13 protein-coding genes and 2 tRNA genes are annotated in these 16580 nt (G+C 32.8%); 12 read left to right on the top strand and 3 right to left on the bottom strand.

Annotation, left to right across the window (positions count from 1 at the left end):
* The 9 genes from HBN50_RS16435 to HBN50_RS16395 all read left to right on the top strand — a co-directional run bounded on the left by HBN50_RS16435 (nt 1) and on the right by HBN50_RS16395 (nt 8996).
* Entirely contained in the window at nt 1-342 is a 342-nt protein-coding gene (locus HBN50_RS16435; RefSeq protein WP_273871853.1) for a hypothetical protein, read from the top strand.
* Nucleotides 343-425: 83 nt separating this feature from the next.
* Entirely contained in the window at nt 426-1340 is a 915-nt protein-coding gene (locus tag HBN50_RS16430; protein ID WP_273871852.1) for a hypothetical protein, read from the top strand.
* Nucleotides 1337-1807 carry a hypothetical protein gene (locus HBN50_RS16425; protein ID WP_273871850.1) on the top strand — a complete coding sequence of 157 codons (471 nt, stop codon included), beginning with the start codon at nt 1337-1339 and terminating at the stop codon, nt 1805-1807. The genes HBN50_RS16430 and HBN50_RS16425 overlap by 4 nt, the downstream gene beginning before the upstream one ends.
* A gap of 489 nt (nt 1808-2296) precedes the next feature.
* Nucleotides 2297-3523: a hypothetical protein gene (locus tag HBN50_RS16420; RefSeq protein ID WP_273871848.1), complete on the top strand. Its 1227-nt coding sequence runs from the start codon at nt 2297-2299 to the stop codon at nt 3521-3523.
* 788 nt (nt 3524-4311) lie between these two features.
* Nucleotides 4312-4470, top strand: coding sequence for a hypothetical protein (locus tag HBN50_RS16415; RefSeq protein ID WP_273871847.1), 159 nt, complete (start codon nt 4312-4314; stop codon nt 4468-4470).
* On the top strand, nt 4463-5533 hold the full coding sequence (locus tag HBN50_RS16410) for a hypothetical protein (RefSeq protein ID WP_273871844.1): 1071 nt from the start codon (nt 4463-4465) through the stop codon (nt 5531-5533). Before HBN50_RS16415 ends, HBN50_RS16410 begins: the two co-directional genes overlap by 8 nt.
* A gap of 62 nt (nt 5534-5595) precedes the next feature.
* On the top strand, nt 5596-8703 hold the full coding sequence (locus HBN50_RS16405) for a tetratricopeptide repeat protein (RefSeq protein WP_273871843.1): 3108 nt from the start codon (nt 5596-5598) through the stop codon (nt 8701-8703).
* A gap of 107 nt (nt 8704-8810) precedes the next feature.
* A tRNA-Ser gene (locus tag HBN50_RS16400) sits at nt 8811-8898 on the top strand.
* A 7-nt stretch (nt 8899-8905) separates the two neighbouring features.
* A tRNA-Ser gene (locus HBN50_RS16395) sits at nt 8906-8996 on the top strand.
* A 255-nt stretch (nt 8997-9251) separates the two neighbouring features.
* Here HBN50_RS16395 and HBN50_RS16390 read toward each other — a convergent pair.
* Together HBN50_RS16390 and HBN50_RS16385 are read right to left on the bottom strand one after the other, a co-directional pair.
* Nucleotides 9252-10160: a hypothetical protein gene (locus HBN50_RS16390; protein ID WP_273871841.1), complete on the bottom strand. Its 909-nt coding sequence runs from the start codon at nt 10158-10160 to the stop codon at nt 9252-9254.
* A 1-nt stretch (nt 10161) separates the two neighbouring features.
* Nucleotides 10162-10914, bottom strand: coding sequence for a TIGR02147 family protein (locus HBN50_RS16385; protein WP_273871840.1), 753 nt, complete (start codon nt 10912-10914; stop codon nt 10162-10164).
* A gap of 189 nt (nt 10915-11103) precedes the next feature.
* On the opposite strand from HBN50_RS16385, the gene HBN50_RS16380 reads away from it, so the two are divergent.
* A complete protein-coding gene (locus HBN50_RS16380; protein WP_273871838.1) occupies nt 11104-13818 on the top strand; it encodes a fused MFS/spermidine synthase in 2715 nt (904 codons plus the stop codon).
* A 7-nt stretch (nt 13819-13825) separates the two neighbouring features.
* On the top strand, nt 13826-14308 hold the full coding sequence (msrA, locus tag HBN50_RS16375) for a peptide-methionine (S)-S-oxide reductase MsrA (RefSeq protein ID WP_273871837.1): 483 nt from the start codon (nt 13826-13828) through the stop codon (nt 14306-14308).
* Here msrA and HBN50_RS16370 read toward each other — a convergent pair.
* Entirely contained in the window at nt 14295-14918 is a 624-nt protein-coding gene (locus HBN50_RS16370; protein WP_273871835.1) for a flavin reductase family protein, read from the bottom strand. The two genes, msrA and HBN50_RS16370, sit on opposite strands and share 14 nt — an antisense overlap.
* A gap of 103 nt (nt 14919-15021) precedes the next feature.
* On the opposite strand from HBN50_RS16370, the gene HBN50_RS16365 reads away from it, so the two are divergent.
* On the top strand, nt 15022-16485 hold the full coding sequence (locus HBN50_RS16365) for a phytoene desaturase family protein (protein WP_273871832.1): 1464 nt from the start codon (nt 15022-15024) through the stop codon (nt 16483-16485).
* Nucleotides 16486-16580: the final 95 nt, after the last annotated feature.

The following is a 16580-nucleotide window of genomic DNA, read 5'->3' as shown; positions in this document are numbered from 1 at the left end:
ATGGAAACAATAAATCAGATCACAATCTATTTATTACCGGCCTTGATCGTAGCTATTATATTAGTAGCTGCATCAAGGCTGTTTTTTTCTGATAGTTCAAAAGTTCAAGATACAAAATCAAACGAAAGTACATATAGATTTAAGTCTCACTTCAATACGACTTTTCGTACAAATGTATTCGATAAGTCGGCCGAGATGATCGCAATTCTCTTATGGGTGATCTTGGCATATTTCACTATTGAGTCTTATTTTTCAAAAGATATTGATACCAAATTCGTACTATTTATTATCGTTTCACCTTTACCTTTTTTAGTTATAATCAAGTCATTAATAAATAAGTAAAAAATGGATTGGGCATGGATGCCAGTTTTATCACAATAGTTAAAACGACTTATGTATTTACATTTATTTTCCTAAGTCTGGGATTGCTAAAATTCTTTAGGCAGAAGTTCTTAGAGTCATATACGTTACCAATTGTCGTGAATTCGCCAAGTAACTTATATATTAAGTTACGTCATTTTCTTCTTGATATAGACAATCGCAGTCTCATGGTTGATTTTGGTATTTTGATCTATATCTTACTTTCTATACTGCCTTTTATTTTTCTCCCTTTTGCAGATGGGCTTGTATTTAAGTCGACGATGATTGAATTTAAATTCGTTGACGCTGACTACTCTATTTTATTGGGACTTTCTATTACGTTTCTCCTTTCAATCTTTCCTATGATTCTCATTGGAAGAAGATTTGAATATTCATTGAAGAAATTACGTTTTAAGGTACTGTGGAAAAACTTAATCATTTATAGCCTTTTCTTTTTATCTGTAATGAAAGTACTTCTAATTCAAAAAATCAGCCTTGTTTCTGAGCTCGTTAACTTGCAGTCTTCATTTACTGATTACAATGCTATTTTGCATCCTATTGCTATGTTTGCTTTCTTTTTCTTGATTCCTGTTTCAACAATTCAAACAGAAGATGAGTATCAACAGTTAGTTTGTAGGGTTAATAAAGAGAAAATGGCCATAGAAAGTATATTCACCTATATATCGAAAGAAATTACAACACTGTTTCTTCTTCTATTGTTCGTCACAGTATTCTTTGGAGGCTATCAAGTTTTACCAGGACTTACTTGGTTAACTAGGTATGGGGACATTGCTTTATTAATGAGTCAGACCTTGTCTCTAGTAATTAAAGTTTTTATCGGTGGAATTGCTGTTGAGTGGATAAAAACAAGATTCAAAAAAGTTGTACTTTTTAATATGGAGAGATTTGTTATTAACTTCTTCGTGCCGATCTTAATTTCTATTTTCTTTGTTCAATTAATTATCGAGAATTATAAATGATGAACACAATTTTAATTATCTGTTTAATTATTGTTGCTACAGTATATACACTCGCTAAGGACTATTACTCGAGAAAGGTCTCATGGTTCTTATTGTCCTTGGTAATGGTTACTGTTGTAGTTCTTGAGCATGGATTAGAGTTTGGAGCTGTACTCTTTGTAAGTACGATACTCGTATACTTTATTTCAGAACTTCTAAATTCATCAAATGAGCCTTTTTGGAAAAGAATCAAAGAATCAGAGCAGATGACTAAGGCCAAAAGTATCAACACTGTTATTTTATCTCTATTGATAGGTGTTGTTACAGTTATTCTTTATAAGAAAAGACCTGTAAACGAAGTCGAGAGTATGTGGGCAAATGATCATAGCAATGTTTTGACGGAGATCTCGCTTGGGGATATTAGTCTAATGGTTCTAACGTTGGCGATATTTTACATCTTCTCAAATGTCACTAAGGAGAAGAAATAATGTTCTATTTATTGGTGATAGCAACTCTAGCAGGATTGTTTTCAATTTTTTTTAGATCCAGAATCAGTGAACAAATAAGAGCGTATTTTCTTCTTATTCTTGTTTCTATTGTTATATTGAAAACCGTTGACTTAAATATTGAAAAATCTCAGCTTACTTTTCTTTCTTATTTATTGTTATGCTTTGGAATTCTCTCCATATTCTCAGCATTATTATCTCTAAAAAAGAGAGGAAATGTTGAATAATTTAACTAAAAATAGTATTTCTCAAATCGTACTAACAGTATTTTCAGTAATACTGTTTTTTATTAGTTTAAATGTTGATTTAACTTTCAATGTTAATCAAATGGTAGCGAATAATATTCTATTTTCAAATTTATTAGATTTTAAAATAGGCGGACTATCTCTGTGTTTAGTATTTTTTATAGTAGCTAACTATGTCTGTCATAGAGGTAACAAGAATGTTCTTATACATGTTTTAACAGTAATATTGGCATCAACATTCTCAACATTCTTGGCCATGATGATGTTTGTACTTGTTGAATTATATAATATTAAAACAACAACGAGTAACTTTCTAAGATGGAGTAAATCAATATTTCTAGCGTTTTTAACTGTGTCTGTCGTTTACTCAATCTCAATTTTGAATACAGAGTCGATAGAAAATTTCAATACGATCTTTATTAATACCAATTTGAGAACACTCGGTGTTTTACTTTCAATATCTATTTTTATTAATGCTCTATTGAATATACAACTAACTTATAAGGATGATTCATTTGAAAAATTTTCAGTACTTCTTCCAAGTTTAATATTCTTAGCAAAATTCCCTGCAATTAATTACTATGGGAATTATGTAATCATTGCTCTCGTATTACTTACCTATCTTATCTCTGTTTTACTATTCTTCTTTAATAGAGAATTAAAAAAACGATTTAGCTTCTTTGTTCTCACGACTTATTTAGCGTCTTATATTCTTTTGATAAAAGGCATGGCAATCTTATCGATCCTACATTTTTGTATATTGCCAATTGTTGTTATTAACTTTAAGGCCTTGTACTCATTTTTTAATTACAGAGAAAGATTTGAATCTAAAAATGAATTTACGAAGTTATTCAAACTATTGTTTTTCATTACTCATGTCATTGGTTTAATGATCTATTTGAATATTGTAGACTCGACTATACTTGTATCACTTGCAATTCCTGTCGCTGTATTACAATTAACACAATGTCTTTTCCTTGTTGTATTCGCTGAAATGGATGAAGTAAACGATGTGATTGCGAGTCACTATTTGACATCACTATGTCTTATAGTGTTAACACCATTTTTTATTTTTACGAATCTCAAAGATAAGTTATTCAGTTCTCTTTCTACAAACCTCTATAATAAAGACTATGTTCAAATTGTTATAGAACCAGAAACATATTATGTTTCATTCGGTATCATATTATTAATTATTGCTCTTTATTCTTATGTAATACATATTCAAAAGCATAAGCTTGTTAACTCGAAGGTAAATGACTTCATATTTGCTAATGGTTTTTCATTTGTTAAGCAAGATAGTGAAGAAATAGCTGTTATAGAAAAGTCATCTGAAGAGAGTTCGATTCAAAGATTAAATTACTCTTTTAAGCTCGATGAAGGAAAAATTTCAACTATCATCTTATTGATGAGTTTGGCACTTTCGATTCTTTACCTTGTGAGGTTGAAATGACATATATTATTTCAGCATTATTCTTTTTAATTGCATTAGGTATAAACGCAAAGTCGTTTAATGTGCGAGTTAAATTTATTCCAATTGCTTTAATCTCATATCTATTATTTGAAGCGTTTGTTGTGAAGATGGGATATTTTAATACTGTCTATTCTCTAAGTATTTTATCGAATAAGGTATCAATAACTATAATCATGGCGACGTTATTAACGCCTTATTTAAGTGCTACCATGGCCAATAGAGTGACTTTAATAGCTTTATTGGTAGGGCAGTTTTTGGTAAATCATGCAAGCTTTTGGGTGTTTTCATATATTGGAATATGTTTCTTGATAATGAATTGGGTTAAGTATAGGCGATCAACGTTTGCGGATCTACCATATTTACTTTGTCTTATTTGTTCTATTTTTTTATATATTTTCGATAGTTATCAACAAGATTACATTGAAGTAACAATGATTATGATAATGTCCTTATCATTATTTAACTTTGTTACCAATAAGGCGACTAGTGAAAGAAAAATAGAAACAGTATCATTTCAATGTCTCTTTCTTGCAAACGCAATGATGTTGAATACCTTCTCTCAATTTCAAGCATTGATTACTTACTTAATGATTGGTTTTTTATTAATCAATTATCTTTTGAAGAAAACCTCAGCATCAGGATCGTTAACAAATTTCGTTCTTTTTATGTTTCCTATTTTGATACTAAATAATAGTTCACAAGAGCTATCGTTAATATTCGTACTATTTTTTATATATTTGGTCTCGATTATTTTTGAAGATTTTAAAATGAGTGAAATACTTTGGGTAAAACCGGTTTTTGATCTCGTCTTATTATTTCTAACAGTATTAATGATTTCCACATCGAGAATTGAGCCTATAGTGATGGCCCTGCTATTTGCTGTAGGATTCTTTAATGTAACGAGAAGGAATATTAAATATGCTTAGTTATGATATAGTAATCGTTCTTTATACGCTTTTAATGATGCTTGTCTTATTTGTTAAGTTATTAAATGGCCGTGATCTAGTTATTCAAATAAGCTGTTTTGGTATTGTAGGACTTTTTAATTTATTAATCACTTTTAAAACCTTTGGTCTTAACTGGCAGTTCTTATTATCTGCTGTTCTATTATGTCTGTTTTTTGAGCGTAATATTGAATTAGAGGGGCGAGTAAAGGCAGCCATTTTAAATTTGTTCTACGGACTTAGCGTTTATCTCATTTATACTGATTTCAAGTTGATAACATTTCTCCTCATTATTTCATCGCTTGTTATTTTTCAACAGATTTTACTAAAGAACCGGTATGAATCTATTCGCATGATGCTCTTCAAATTTATGATTGTCATAGCGATTATGGTGTTTTCAAAATTGAGTTTCACAAGTCTATTGATACCAAGTCCCCTTGTATCTGATTCTTTAATGTTTCAAATGCTGTGGGCATCAGTTAGTTTGCTTATTTTTACAATAAACTCTCTGTTTTTAATCAGTAGTGAAAATAAGAAAGATGTTAGCTTCATTGAGCTAACTTTAATTACATTGATATCTTTGTTCTGTGGAGTCGGTTTCAAGTCCATTGAATTTGATCAATCTATGAACTTGTATAAAGAGTTTAATTCAATCGTTGGTCTTTTGTTTATGAGCTTTTCAGTTGGTTATTATTTCTTTGGAAAGGGAAAATCTATAACAAAGAATGTAATTGCTGGTAATGCTCTTTGTACATACTTCTTTTTCACGATGATGGTGAATTTGGAAATATATACGATTCTCTCGTTATTGATTCTCTTTCCTCTAGTCTTAGTCGAAAAAGCAAAAATAGAAAACATTGAAAACTATAGAGTGTCGTTCTCAATAATTTTTGTGATGAACCTCATTGTGGGTTTGCTTTTAAACAAGAATGAAGTTTTCTTTTTAACATCAGATGAGAAGTTGTTGTTATTTCTACTTGTAACTGGGCTTGGCCTTCTTATTATTAAACAACTAACGAAAGTTTCTAAGCTGCGTATGAAATAGAGGCAATTATTTCCATTAAGTAAGTGAGGCATGAAAATGTAAGCTCAGTTATAATGAGATAGATGTCTAAGTATAGGATAAGATTAGAAAATAAGCGTGTCGTTGGTCCTTTTAAAGTTTCTCAAATCGTAGAACTATTTGAAAAAGGTCATATCAAAGGTAATGAAAATTGCCAGAGTTTTCCTGTTGGTGAATGGAAAAACATACTACTTTATCCAGACATTAAAAAAGCACTCAAAGAATTTGCTCAACATAAGAAAGCGAATGATCTCACTCAAAATACATTCTCTAAAAAAGTCCAAATCGTAAAAAATATAGAACCGAAACAAAAAGAAGCTGAACTTCCTGAGCTTCAATATGAAAATGAGGATGAAATTCATATTGATTATGATGAGCTAGAAAGGCAGTACCAAGAAGAGCAACAAAAAGAGAAGGAAATCAACGAAGAGCTCATAGAGGAAGAAGAGAATGAGAATAATGTTGATAAAACGATTGTTCTCAATCGCCCCGTTTCAAATAATGTTGAGAAAACGGTTGTTATCGGTAGAGAAGAATTAGACGAAATTGAAAACAAAGATAGTGAATCTGAGGAATCAGCAGATGAAGAGAATCTTCCTGTCGTTGAGGAAGAGATTGATATTGATGAGAAAACTCGTGTCGTACAGTTACCTGTTAAAGGCGATGAGCCTGAAGAGGAAAATTTTCTAGATGAGGCTAAACAATTCGAACTGGAAATTGAGAAATCTCTTGAAGAAAAAGTAGAAGAGGTTGTTGAAGTCGTTGAGAAAAAAGAAGTAGTTGAAAAGAAAAAAGGAATGAGACCAATTATGGCCTTAATCTTTTTCCTGATCATTGCTTATCTGATGATGCCTGAAGAAGAGAAGAAAGTTCGAAATATACAACCAGTTTCAGTTAATATTACTTTTCCAGTTGCTGCTGAATATAAGGATGTTATTAAGAGTAGAAATGCATATGAAGAAGGTATAAAGGCCTATCAAAAAGGTACTTATCCTGCAAAAGTTCGTGCAGTTAAGAAGTTTAATGAATCTTTAAAACATCAATTTAAAGATAATAAATCAATGGGCTATCTTGTATTAATCTACGCTGAAATCTATGAGAATGCTAAAGACAAGAGAAAAGCAGCTCAAAATATTTTTAAACTTCTCCAGCTAAATAACTCTAAGATGTTTTCAGATGTAAACATTGCTCTAGGGTCAGCCCTTTTTTATTCAAAAGTTAAAAAGTATTATACGTCGATTAATATCATTGAAAATTATCTTCGCTTAAATAAGCCAACAACTCGCTTGTTTGCAGCTTATCTGAATGCCCTTGTAAAAGCTGGTGTACTAGATAAGGCCGAGAAAGTTGCAAATCGTTTACTTCAAGTTAAGAAAATGAATGAGGAAACAGTTCTTTCATTAAGTCGATATATGATTTTGAATGAAAATCATAAAGATGCTTATGAATTGATGAATAAGTATTCTGGTGAATATAAGACAAGTGTTCCCTATCTTCTCTTATATACAGATTTACTTATCCACAGAAGTGATTTTAAAAAATTAACTACAACTCTAAAAGTAATCAATGAACTAGAGGCCGAAAAATCTCCAATTTATTACGCTGAATACTTAGAGAAGATGGGTGTTTTAACGGCTTATTTGAAAGATCCTAAAAAGGCATCACTCTACTTTAAAATGGCCCTTAAAATTAAAGAGGATCAAGAACTAAGAACAAGACTTGCACAACTTGAGATCGGTGGAGATAAGATTACAGAATATCTTATTCGTGAAAGTAAAATTAAAGAATTAATAAGAAAGGCAAAGCTGGCTGAGAAAAAACTCAACTGGGACAAGGCGTTTCAATATGCTGTACAGGCCGCGGATTTAGATGAATCGAATATACAAGCGCAGCTGTATTTAGCTGAGATTCAGATTAAGCGAGGATACTTTTCTTTTGCTATTGAGACTTTAGAAGAGATTCGCAAAGATTATCCTCTAGAGAGAGAAGTAAACTCAATCCTATTTAATGCCTATATCGAAAGTTTTAGAGTATCGGACGCTAAGAAATTATTATCGGCACTTTCTAGAACAAAATATATTCGTTTTGCTGAATATCAAACAATGCTAGCTCAATACTACGTAAAAATTAAAAACGTTAAATTAGCTATCAGATCTTATAATGAAAGTTTGCAGATAGATCCACTCCATGACGAGAACTACTTTGAAGTTGCTAAAGTCTATTTTAGGGCCGGAAATTATCAATTCAGTAAGGCAAGGATTCAAAAAGCAATCCTTTTAGATCCTAGAAATATTGAATACAGAAGTTTTTATGCTCGCATAATAAGCCAAACTGAAGGAAGTGATACAGCAATCTCTTATCTATTAGATATACTTGAGTCCCATCCCGATCATCCGACATTGATAGGTGATATTGCATACTATTATTATCAGCAACAAAAGCTTGATAATTATAAAGTATTCAAAGAAAGGCTTGAGAATTTAACTCAAAGAAGTGCAAGTTTTTATAAGTCTATGATTCGTTCAGGAAAGCTAGAAGGGCGATTAGATGATGTTATTTCTTATGCTACGAACTTGTTAAAGATTGAACCTGGAAATCTTGTTGTTAGGATGGAGTTATCATCGATCCTTATTGAAAAGGGAAAATTTCAAGAAGCACTGGATCAGTTAAATTTTATCGCGCAAAGATTGAAGACTTATCCAAGAGTTAATTACTATATTTCAAAAATATATGTTGAAGTTGGTAAATATGATGAAGCGATTGAGTTTGCAAACAAAGAGATTAAACTCAATCCAACTTTGGAGAATGGTTATTTCATTTTAGCTGAGGCTCAAAGACTCAAAGGTGATTATAAAGAATCTAGAAAAGGCTTTGAAAAGGCCATTGCTCTGAACTCTAAATACGTTGATGCTCTTATGGGGCTTGGCTGGTTAAAGCTCAGACAGCGCTATTTTGAAGAGGCACGTGACCTCTACTCTAGGGCGCTAAGACAAGATGAAAATAATCCTCTTATTCATAGACAACTAGGTTTTGTTTACAAAGAAATAGGACAAAGTAGACTTGCGATACAATCTTTTCAAACTTATCTGACGCTAAACCCATCGGCGACTGATCGAGTACAAATAAATAACCTTATTACTCAACTTAAGTAATAAAAGGGTTGACGCATTCTTTAGATTCTATTAAAAAAAGTTCTACAAAAAGTCACTTGGACGTTGCAATTTCAAATGAAAAAGCTTAACATCTAGGTCTCTTAAGCGGAGGATTGGCTGAGTGGTCGAAAGCGGCGGTTTTGAAAACCGTTGAGCCGAAAGGTTCCGCAGGTTCGAATCCTGTGTCCTCCGCCATTTTTTAGGAGACGTGCCCGAGTGGCCGAAGGGAGCACCTTGCTAAGGTGTCGAACCGTTTGACGGTTCCGAGAGTTCGAATCTCTCCGTCTCCGCCATTTTTATTTTTATTTATTAAAGAGCGACTTAACGGTCGCTCTTTTTAGTTTTTAGCGACAAAAAAACTCAAAACGTTGATCTGTTTGAAGAGAAGATAAACGAAGCTCCAAAGATGTCTTATGGGATTCAAACTATTCCTGAGAACTGGGATGGAAAGACAAGTCAAAGAACTTTTTCCCAAACTCTACTAATGTAAGTTTTTTCTAGTGACTATTTTATAGATATACTCCCTCTCTAGAGAGAGGGAGTATTATTTATTGTAGATTACATTTTATTGGTTCGAATCTTCTGGCAGTTTCTAGGAAGTAACCAGTTCTCCTTGGATCTTCATCGTCTCTATATTTGAACTTGATATTATTTTCTTTAGGTCTACCAGTTAGAGGAAACTCTAGATTTGGCCTTTTCTTCAGAAACTCTTCCACGCTCATTGGAATCATATATTTAGTATCTGGATGAACCGATTGTGAGTAACCATTAACAAGCTGGACGAATGACCAATCGTTATTCTTCTCCGTTACATAAAATGAATTCTCTCCAAACTTATCAGTACATGCTAAGGTTCTGCCAGAAAATAACTTTTGGTCAATATTTTCAGCGAGGATATTTGCCGTAATTGTTCGTGCTAAAACAGAGTCAGCGGCACCAACTTCATCCCTTAGAATTTTATAGACAGCTTCGTGTACAAAAAGTGCAGCTTTCTCAAATTCACTTATTTGATCATAGGCAACCTTGTCGATATATAATAAGCCAAACTCCCAAGGAATAGATTGAAAACTGGCAAGACCTTTTAGCTCGCAACCTCTCTTAGATAGGTTTTGCCTAGCATCAGAGGGGGCTGGTATTACGATTCCATCTGTATACGAGATAAATTTAAAATTGTTTCTAATCGCAATGATTTCAGCCTTTAATTTATTACTAAAGCTTGAATCAAGTTCCTTTGAAAATTTATTGAAGATAAAATTAAATTGAGCTTCAATATCTCCGTTTATATGGGGATAAGTTAAGTTTTCTAATTTTTGTCCCTCCCAAAGATCTAGTAAATTGTAAGTTCCATCATCAGGAACATTGGGGCAAAAAAAGTATCCTCCACCGTGAGTATCCCTTTCTCCACTTATTACTACGGTGCTAAACAGAGTTAAAGTTAGTAAAATCCATTTCTTCATACTATTCTCCTTTCTTGATATCCGATAACGGGTAAAGTGAAATTTGTAATTGATAAACTTGGTCTTCGTTTTTTCCTGTGAGTAGCTTTCCCATTTTTCTTCTAAATTCCTTGATGAGCTCCTTTGCTTCTGGGATTTTCGAAGAGTCTATGGCCATTGTCGTTCCAGAGTGATCTCTATATTGTATAGGTGTATCCTCTAAAGACTTTTCAGATAGTTTTAGAATCTTTCTTTGATATCTTTTGAAGGCTTGATTTGTTAGTGAAGGATCACCTAAATTCGTTTTTCCTCCAGTGAGGTCATGCCATTTACCATCTTCATCGATTTTGAGCATTTCTAGCTTTTGCAATCTAGATATTGATATATTTACTTCTGAAACTGTAAGTCCAAGTGTTCTGGCAATCCAAGCAGGGTCAGTAGAGAAAGAACTAACATTCATCAGTTCTAAAATCGCAAAATGATACCAGTCACTTAGCACTTCAAATAAATCAAGAGTAAGTTCTTTAAAGGGTGCCTCGGGCTTCGAAGAAACTTCATAATAGAGAGAAGTCTTATAAGGAGCGATATCTAGCTCATTTGCTAATCTCAAAGTCATTTTCTTAGTTAACTTTCTTTTTCCTCGAATTATTTGAGATAATGCAGAAGGTTCAATCTTTAGAGACTTGGCAAATGCTCTCAAAGAATAGCTAGGGTTTTTATCACAACGACTAATTAATTCATTTTGTAGATATGTTTTAAAACTATTGGTTTCCATGGATAAATTTATATCTAGAGAGTTGAGCATATACAAGAAGTTTTGACACGAACTGTGTCAAACTGGGTGGCATCGTTGACACACCCTTCGTGTCTCTTCAAATGAACTATACCCTTAACAAAAATTTCTTGAATATAATTAGATACTAACTAAAATAACTATAACGTTATCTTTGGAAATGGATGTCTAATGTATCTTCGTCTTTGTTATGCGGTAATTTTTATTACCGGCGCTTGTTCTCTTTCTTACCAAATGATCTGGCAGCGATATTTAAACTTAATGCTTGGTAGTGAAGCTCGCTCTTCAACTATCATCGTTGGTGTTTTTCTACTTGGGCTAGCCTTGGGTTATTATCTTTTTGGAAAAGTTGCAAAGAAGTATAAAGAAAGACATGAGCTTTTGAAGATGTATGGATTTGTTGAATTGTTTACTGGTCTATACGCAGTTCTTTTTCCGAAGGCCTTTATGGCCGTATTTGAATCATCGATAACGAGTACAAATAATTTCTTCGTTCATTTGTTAATTTCTTCGGTTTTCCTGATCGTCCCTACGATTTTGATGGGAGCAACGATTCCATGTATGACTAGTATTATCCCTGGATCAAAAAATGATGTCGGAGAAGATCACGCATTGATTTACGGTGTAAATACTTTGGGTGCATTTATTGGAACGCTTATTTGTAGTTTTTATTTTATTCCTGAGTTTGGCTACGATCTAAGTTTAACCATCTTTGGTGGAATCAATATTCTTGTTTCTATTTTTTATATCTTCAATCAACTAGACGGAGTTACTAATGTTCAAAGAGAGAGAATGATTCATGAGTCACGATACTCGAAAAAGTCCCTCTATGTTTTAGGTGCTGTTGCTGGTCTTGTTACACTATCAATAGAGACACTCTATTTTAGAATTTTTTCTTTAACGATGGGATCATCATTTTTGGTCTTCCCTATCATTGTTTCTATCTTTGTTTTAGGAATCGGTCTTGGTTCACTGTCACTAAAAGAGCAAAATGAAAAACATTTTTGGAGAGATATTACTCTTGCGGGGATACTGAGTTATTTCTCATTTGTAGCAGCTCCATTTCTTCCACTTATTTTATCAAATGTTAGAGTCAGCTTAATTAGCAATTCATTCACTTATATCAGCTTTCATATTTTTGCTTATAGTGTTTTCTTAGTCGTGCTTTTCCCCGCTGTCTTTTTCATGGGGAGAATCCTTCCGTATGCCTATAGTTTTCTACCAAAAGACAAAGACTCGTTTGGATATGATGTAGGACTGCTTTATTTATTTAATACTCTTGGATGTTTTGTTGGATCTATTCTTTTTGGATATTTATTTTTCTATCTTTTCAACATCGATACAATTTTTAAAATACTTCTAACTTTTCTTTTTCTAGTTTCTATTTGGGTATTGAAGCAAGGTGATAGAAATAAACTAGTCGTTTTAGTGCTCTTAATGGCCTTGATTACACCATTTACGCCCTTTTCTAGAAAGCATCATGAGCTGGGACTTTTTAGAGTTAAGTCGCCAGATACAAAGCACTATAAAAATATCTTCTCAGAGACGATGAGCAAAAGAGAGGGAAGAGAGACTCTCTATTTAAATGATGGGCCAAATACAACAGTGTCGGTCATGAAAAACAGTTTTGGTAAATCTATTGTAGTCAACGGTAAGTCTGATGGGCATACTCAATTTGATTTTACGACGGTAAGTCTCTTAACAATACTTCCCTACTTTAAACTTAAATCTGAAAATTTAAAAAGTGCAATTATCGGTATTGGAACAGGAATGACTGCAGGAATCACTTCTCAGCTTGAGAGAGTGAAGACAATCGATGTTGTTGAGATTTCTGATGCAATCATTGAGGCCCAAAAATTTCTAAAAGAAGAGAATAATGACTTTCTCAATTCACCAAAGGTTAATCTCAGTAAACTTGATGCCTTTCAATTTTTTAAGAATGCTCCCCATAAATATGATTATATTGTTTCAGAACCATCGAACCCATGGGTACTAGGTGTTGAGAATTTATATACGGGTTATTTTTATAAACTGATTAAGAAGTCAATGACGAAAGAAGGTATTCTCGTTCAATGGGCCCATACTTATAGTATGAATGAGAAGATAATTAACTCTATCATTATTAATCTACAGAACAATTTTAATTATGTAGAGATTTATGAAACAGCTGATGGAGATATTTGTTTTCTTTCATCTGATTATAAACATGATGGATACGCTCCAGTTGCCAATAGTTACGAACAAACACTGTTGGATAGAATGGCCCTTAAAAATCCTGAGAACTTAGAGTTATTACAAGCTTTGACGGCAAAAGAGACAGCGTTTTTAGCAAAGATAAAGCCTGATATTGGCCATGAAATTACAACACCAAAGATTTCATTTCAAAACCATTACTCATTTTGGTCAGGGGAAGATTATAAAGTGAAGGAATTTCTCTCTCCATATATTGCGAGAAGCTTAAATCATGATTCCTTTAAAAATAGATTCCTCGATATTTTGAAAAATGTTGATTGTTCAAAATACACAGATATTGAAGCATCAGAGAATGCTTATTGTAAGGTCGGCTACAAAAACTATGCTGTCCTTCTGGATGGATACTTAGGTCCAAATGATGTTTTTGCTTACTCAGTTCTTCGAAAAAATAAGTTTATAGATAGAAATCTCGAGTACTTAAATAGCAAAACAGAAGAAGCTATTCGTACAAAAAATAAGAAATTGTATATAGATGTGTTTTTAGAATATATTAAAGAGGCTATGTTTGTTGAAGCACAGAGTATGTTGTCACGTTTATCGATCTTTGAGACTACAGATGAAGAGAAAATCAGACTAAACGGTGTTTACAAGCAGCATTACTCTAGTTATCAAATTTTAAAACCTTATCTATAGGACTTTTATGAGAACGATTGTTTTAGCTGGTGGATGTTTTTGGGGAATGCAGGATCTTTTTAGAAAGCAAAAAGGTGTTATAAAAACTCGAGTTGGATATACGGGAGGAGCACTTCCTGATCCTACATATAAAGAAGTAAAAACTGGTACTACTAATCACGCTGAAGCGATAGAGATTACTTATGAAGAGAATGAAACATCTTTAAATGATTTATTTCATTTCTTCTTTAAAATGCATAATCCTACGACTATAAATCAACAGGGGAATGATATTGGTTCTCAGTATCGTTCTGCGATTTTTTATTCATGTGAAGAAGAACTCGTTGAGGCAAAGAAAGTGATTAAAGAAGTTGATGAAAGTGGATTTTGGGAAAAGCCAATTGTCACTAAATTAGAGCCACTTAAGAAATTCACTGAAGCCGAAGACTTTCATCAAGACTATCTAGAAAAGAATCCTAACGGATATACTTGTCATTTTATTCGATCTTGATATTAGGTTTAGCATAAGGCAGACGACTAAGTTCTTCTGTTTTATGATATCGATCAAGCCCTGAGCATGTAATTGTTCCCGCCATTTCAATATTAAGAGCACCATCTGATTCTATAATCTCTTCTGGTAAATGAACTTCAACAATTTTACCAATAACTAGAACAGTGTCATTCACTTTTAAAGTTTGATGTTCGACATACTCTACAAGAAACTTTATTTGGGACTCATTCACATACGGGGCTTTATTGCTTATATCTGAAATTTGTAAATTTGTTGCCTCGAATTCAGAGACATCGCGATCATAGCGTGCAGAAGTTTGGTGTGCCTGCTTATAAAATTCTTCCCTAATGTGATTGATTGTATAGAACTTAGTAGAAAGGATATTTTCAAGAGTATGCCTTGGAACACTGTGAGGTCTGATAATCATTCCTATAAGAGGTGGATGAGCACCTAGGTGAAATAAGGAACTAATAATAGCTAAGTTACTATTTTTATTTTCATCATATGTTCCTACAAGGGCCACGCTTTTAAATCCAGAGAGGGAGTTAACAAAGTTGGCCCTATATCTTTGATCAAAATTTTCTAAATCTGAAAGTCTATATGTCTTCATTAACTCACCTCTTAAAAGAATATTAGAATAAATTCTTCTATTTTGCGTTATACAAAACTTTGACAAGAATGAAGGAGCGCAACGACTTGTATATAATGTAATTATGAAGAAGATAGCTATTATTGGAGCAGGATATTCAGGCCTTTCAATCGCTGCACTTCTAGCAAAGTATGGGTACTATGTTACGGTTTTTGAAAAGCATGGTGAGCTTGGCGGTTGTGCAGGTTATTTTTCGCGTGGAAAAGATACATTTGATGCAGGCGCAACGACATTGTCAGGACTAAGAGATGGTGGACCATTTCGAAAGATCTTAGATGTTCTCGATCTTGATGTAGATGTTCTAGAAGTTGAAGATGGAATAAGAATTATATCTGATGAACATGAATTAATTATTGGAAATTCAATTGATTCTACTATTGAACAGTTCAATAAGGTCTTCCCGCATTTTAATTCTGAATCATTTTGGAAACAAATGAAAGAAGACCAGGATAGGGCATTAAATCTCGTATCAAATTTAAGCTATATTCAATTCCCTTCTGTCGAAAATATTTCAAAGTTATTAACAACTGAGCTTTTTTCAAAGCTAAGGGCCTTACCGCTTATTACAAAGAGTTTTTATGACGTTTATTTAAAACCTCTTAATGCTTCTAAAGAAGTAGAAAAAGTTATCGATGAAATATTGATGATCTCGACACAATCGACTTCAAAAGATGTGCCTGCTCTTTTTGGAATTCTAGGTGTTATGTACCCTTTTGATCTTTGGTGCGCTACAGGGGGAATGAAATCATTAATGTACGAGCTAAAAAATCTAATTAAAAGATATGATGGTACAATTTATTTAAGTGAAAAAGTAGAAAAAATAAATTTAGAAAAAGATATTTTTCATATAGAAACGGCCAAAAGGAAGATGAGTTTTGATTATGTCATATCCTGTGTACCAAATTTTAGTCTAGAAAATATCGTAGATGGTGGCTTAAAACGCCAATTAAATTTAAATGTTAAAAAGACTTTGAAGAAGTGGTCTGCAATTACAAGCTATTTTGTAATGGATACAGAAGAAGAAATTCCTGGCACTTATTATCAATTTCTAATTTCTGATGCGCCGTTTGGTAAGAGCCGCTCCATTTTTGTCTCTCTATCCCATATTGATGATGAAGTTCGAACAAAGGGAAATCGAAGGCTTGTCACGATTTCTTATCATACTGATGCAACCGAGTGGAAATTGAATGAAAGAGATGAAGATTATAAAAAGGCAAAGGAATGTATTAAATTATTTTGTGAAAGATCTCTTCGAAATGTATTTGAAAAATATAAGATCACACAAATTAGAAATACAGCGGTTGGTACACCATTAACCTTTCAAAGATATACAAATAGAGAAAAAGGTTTTCTAGGGGGGATACCCTATTCTTTGAGTGACCCGCTTTTCCTGCATCAAAGAACTAAAACGTCCGTATCTAATTTCTACTGTTTAAGTGATACGACAATTCCAGGTCAAAGTATCTATTCTCTATCATTGTCGAGTTTAAATCTTCTAGGTTACATCAAGAAAGTGTCATTGATCTAAATTTGTTTCAATTTGTAACACTTATGTCAAATAAGTGTTAATTCTAATATTTTTATTCGATTCTTCTAGGAATAAAAGTTAAGATTTACTCGGTA

The sequence above is a fragment of the Halobacteriovorax sp. GB3 genome, assembly GCF_028649655.1.
Taxonomy (GTDB): Bacteria; Bdellovibrionota; Bacteriovoracia; order Bacteriovoracales; family Bacteriovoracaceae; genus BSW11-IV.
This window is presented reverse-complemented; position numbering and strand designations above follow the sequence as displayed.

Bases quoted from the DNA above. Each gene is read 5' to 3' on its own strand.
- HBN50_RS16410 (WP_273871844.1), top strand. From the start codon at position 4,463: ATGCTTAGTTATGATATAGTAATCGTTCTTTATACGCTTTTAATGATG.
- HBN50_RS16415 (WP_273871847.1), top strand. From the start codon at position 4,312: ATGAGTGAAATACTTTGGGTAAAACCGGTTTTTGATCTCGTCTTATTA.
- HBN50_RS16435 (WP_273871853.1), top strand. From the start codon at position 1: ATGGAAACAATAAATCAGATCACAATCTATTTATTACCGGCCTTGATC.
- HBN50_RS16405 (WP_273871843.1), top strand. From the start codon at position 5,596: ATGTCTAAGTATAGGATAAGATTAGAAAATAAGCGTGTCGTTGGTCCT.
- HBN50_RS16385 (WP_273871840.1), bottom strand. From the start codon at position 10,914: ATGGAAACCAATAGTTTTAAAACATATCTACAAAATGAATTAATTAGT.
- HBN50_RS16390 (WP_273871841.1), bottom strand. From the start codon at position 10,160: ATGAAGAAATGGATTTTACTAACTTTAACTCTGTTTAGCACCGTAGTA.
- msrA (WP_273871837.1), top strand. From the start codon at position 13,826: ATGAGAACGATTGTTTTAGCTGGTGGATGTTTTTGGGGAATGCAGGAT.
- HBN50_RS16425 (WP_273871850.1), top strand. From the start codon at position 1,337: ATGATGAACACAATTTTAATTATCTGTTTAATTATTGTTGCTACAGTA.
- HBN50_RS16380 (WP_273871838.1), top strand. From the start codon at position 11,104: ATGTATCTTCGTCTTTGTTATGCGGTAATTTTTATTACCGGCGCTTGT.
- HBN50_RS16370 (WP_273871835.1), bottom strand. From the start codon at position 14,918: ATGAAGACATATAGACTTTCAGATTTAGAAAATTTTGATCAAAGATAT.
- HBN50_RS16365 (WP_273871832.1), top strand. From the start codon at position 15,022: ATGAAGAAGATAGCTATTATTGGAGCAGGATATTCAGGCCTTTCAATC.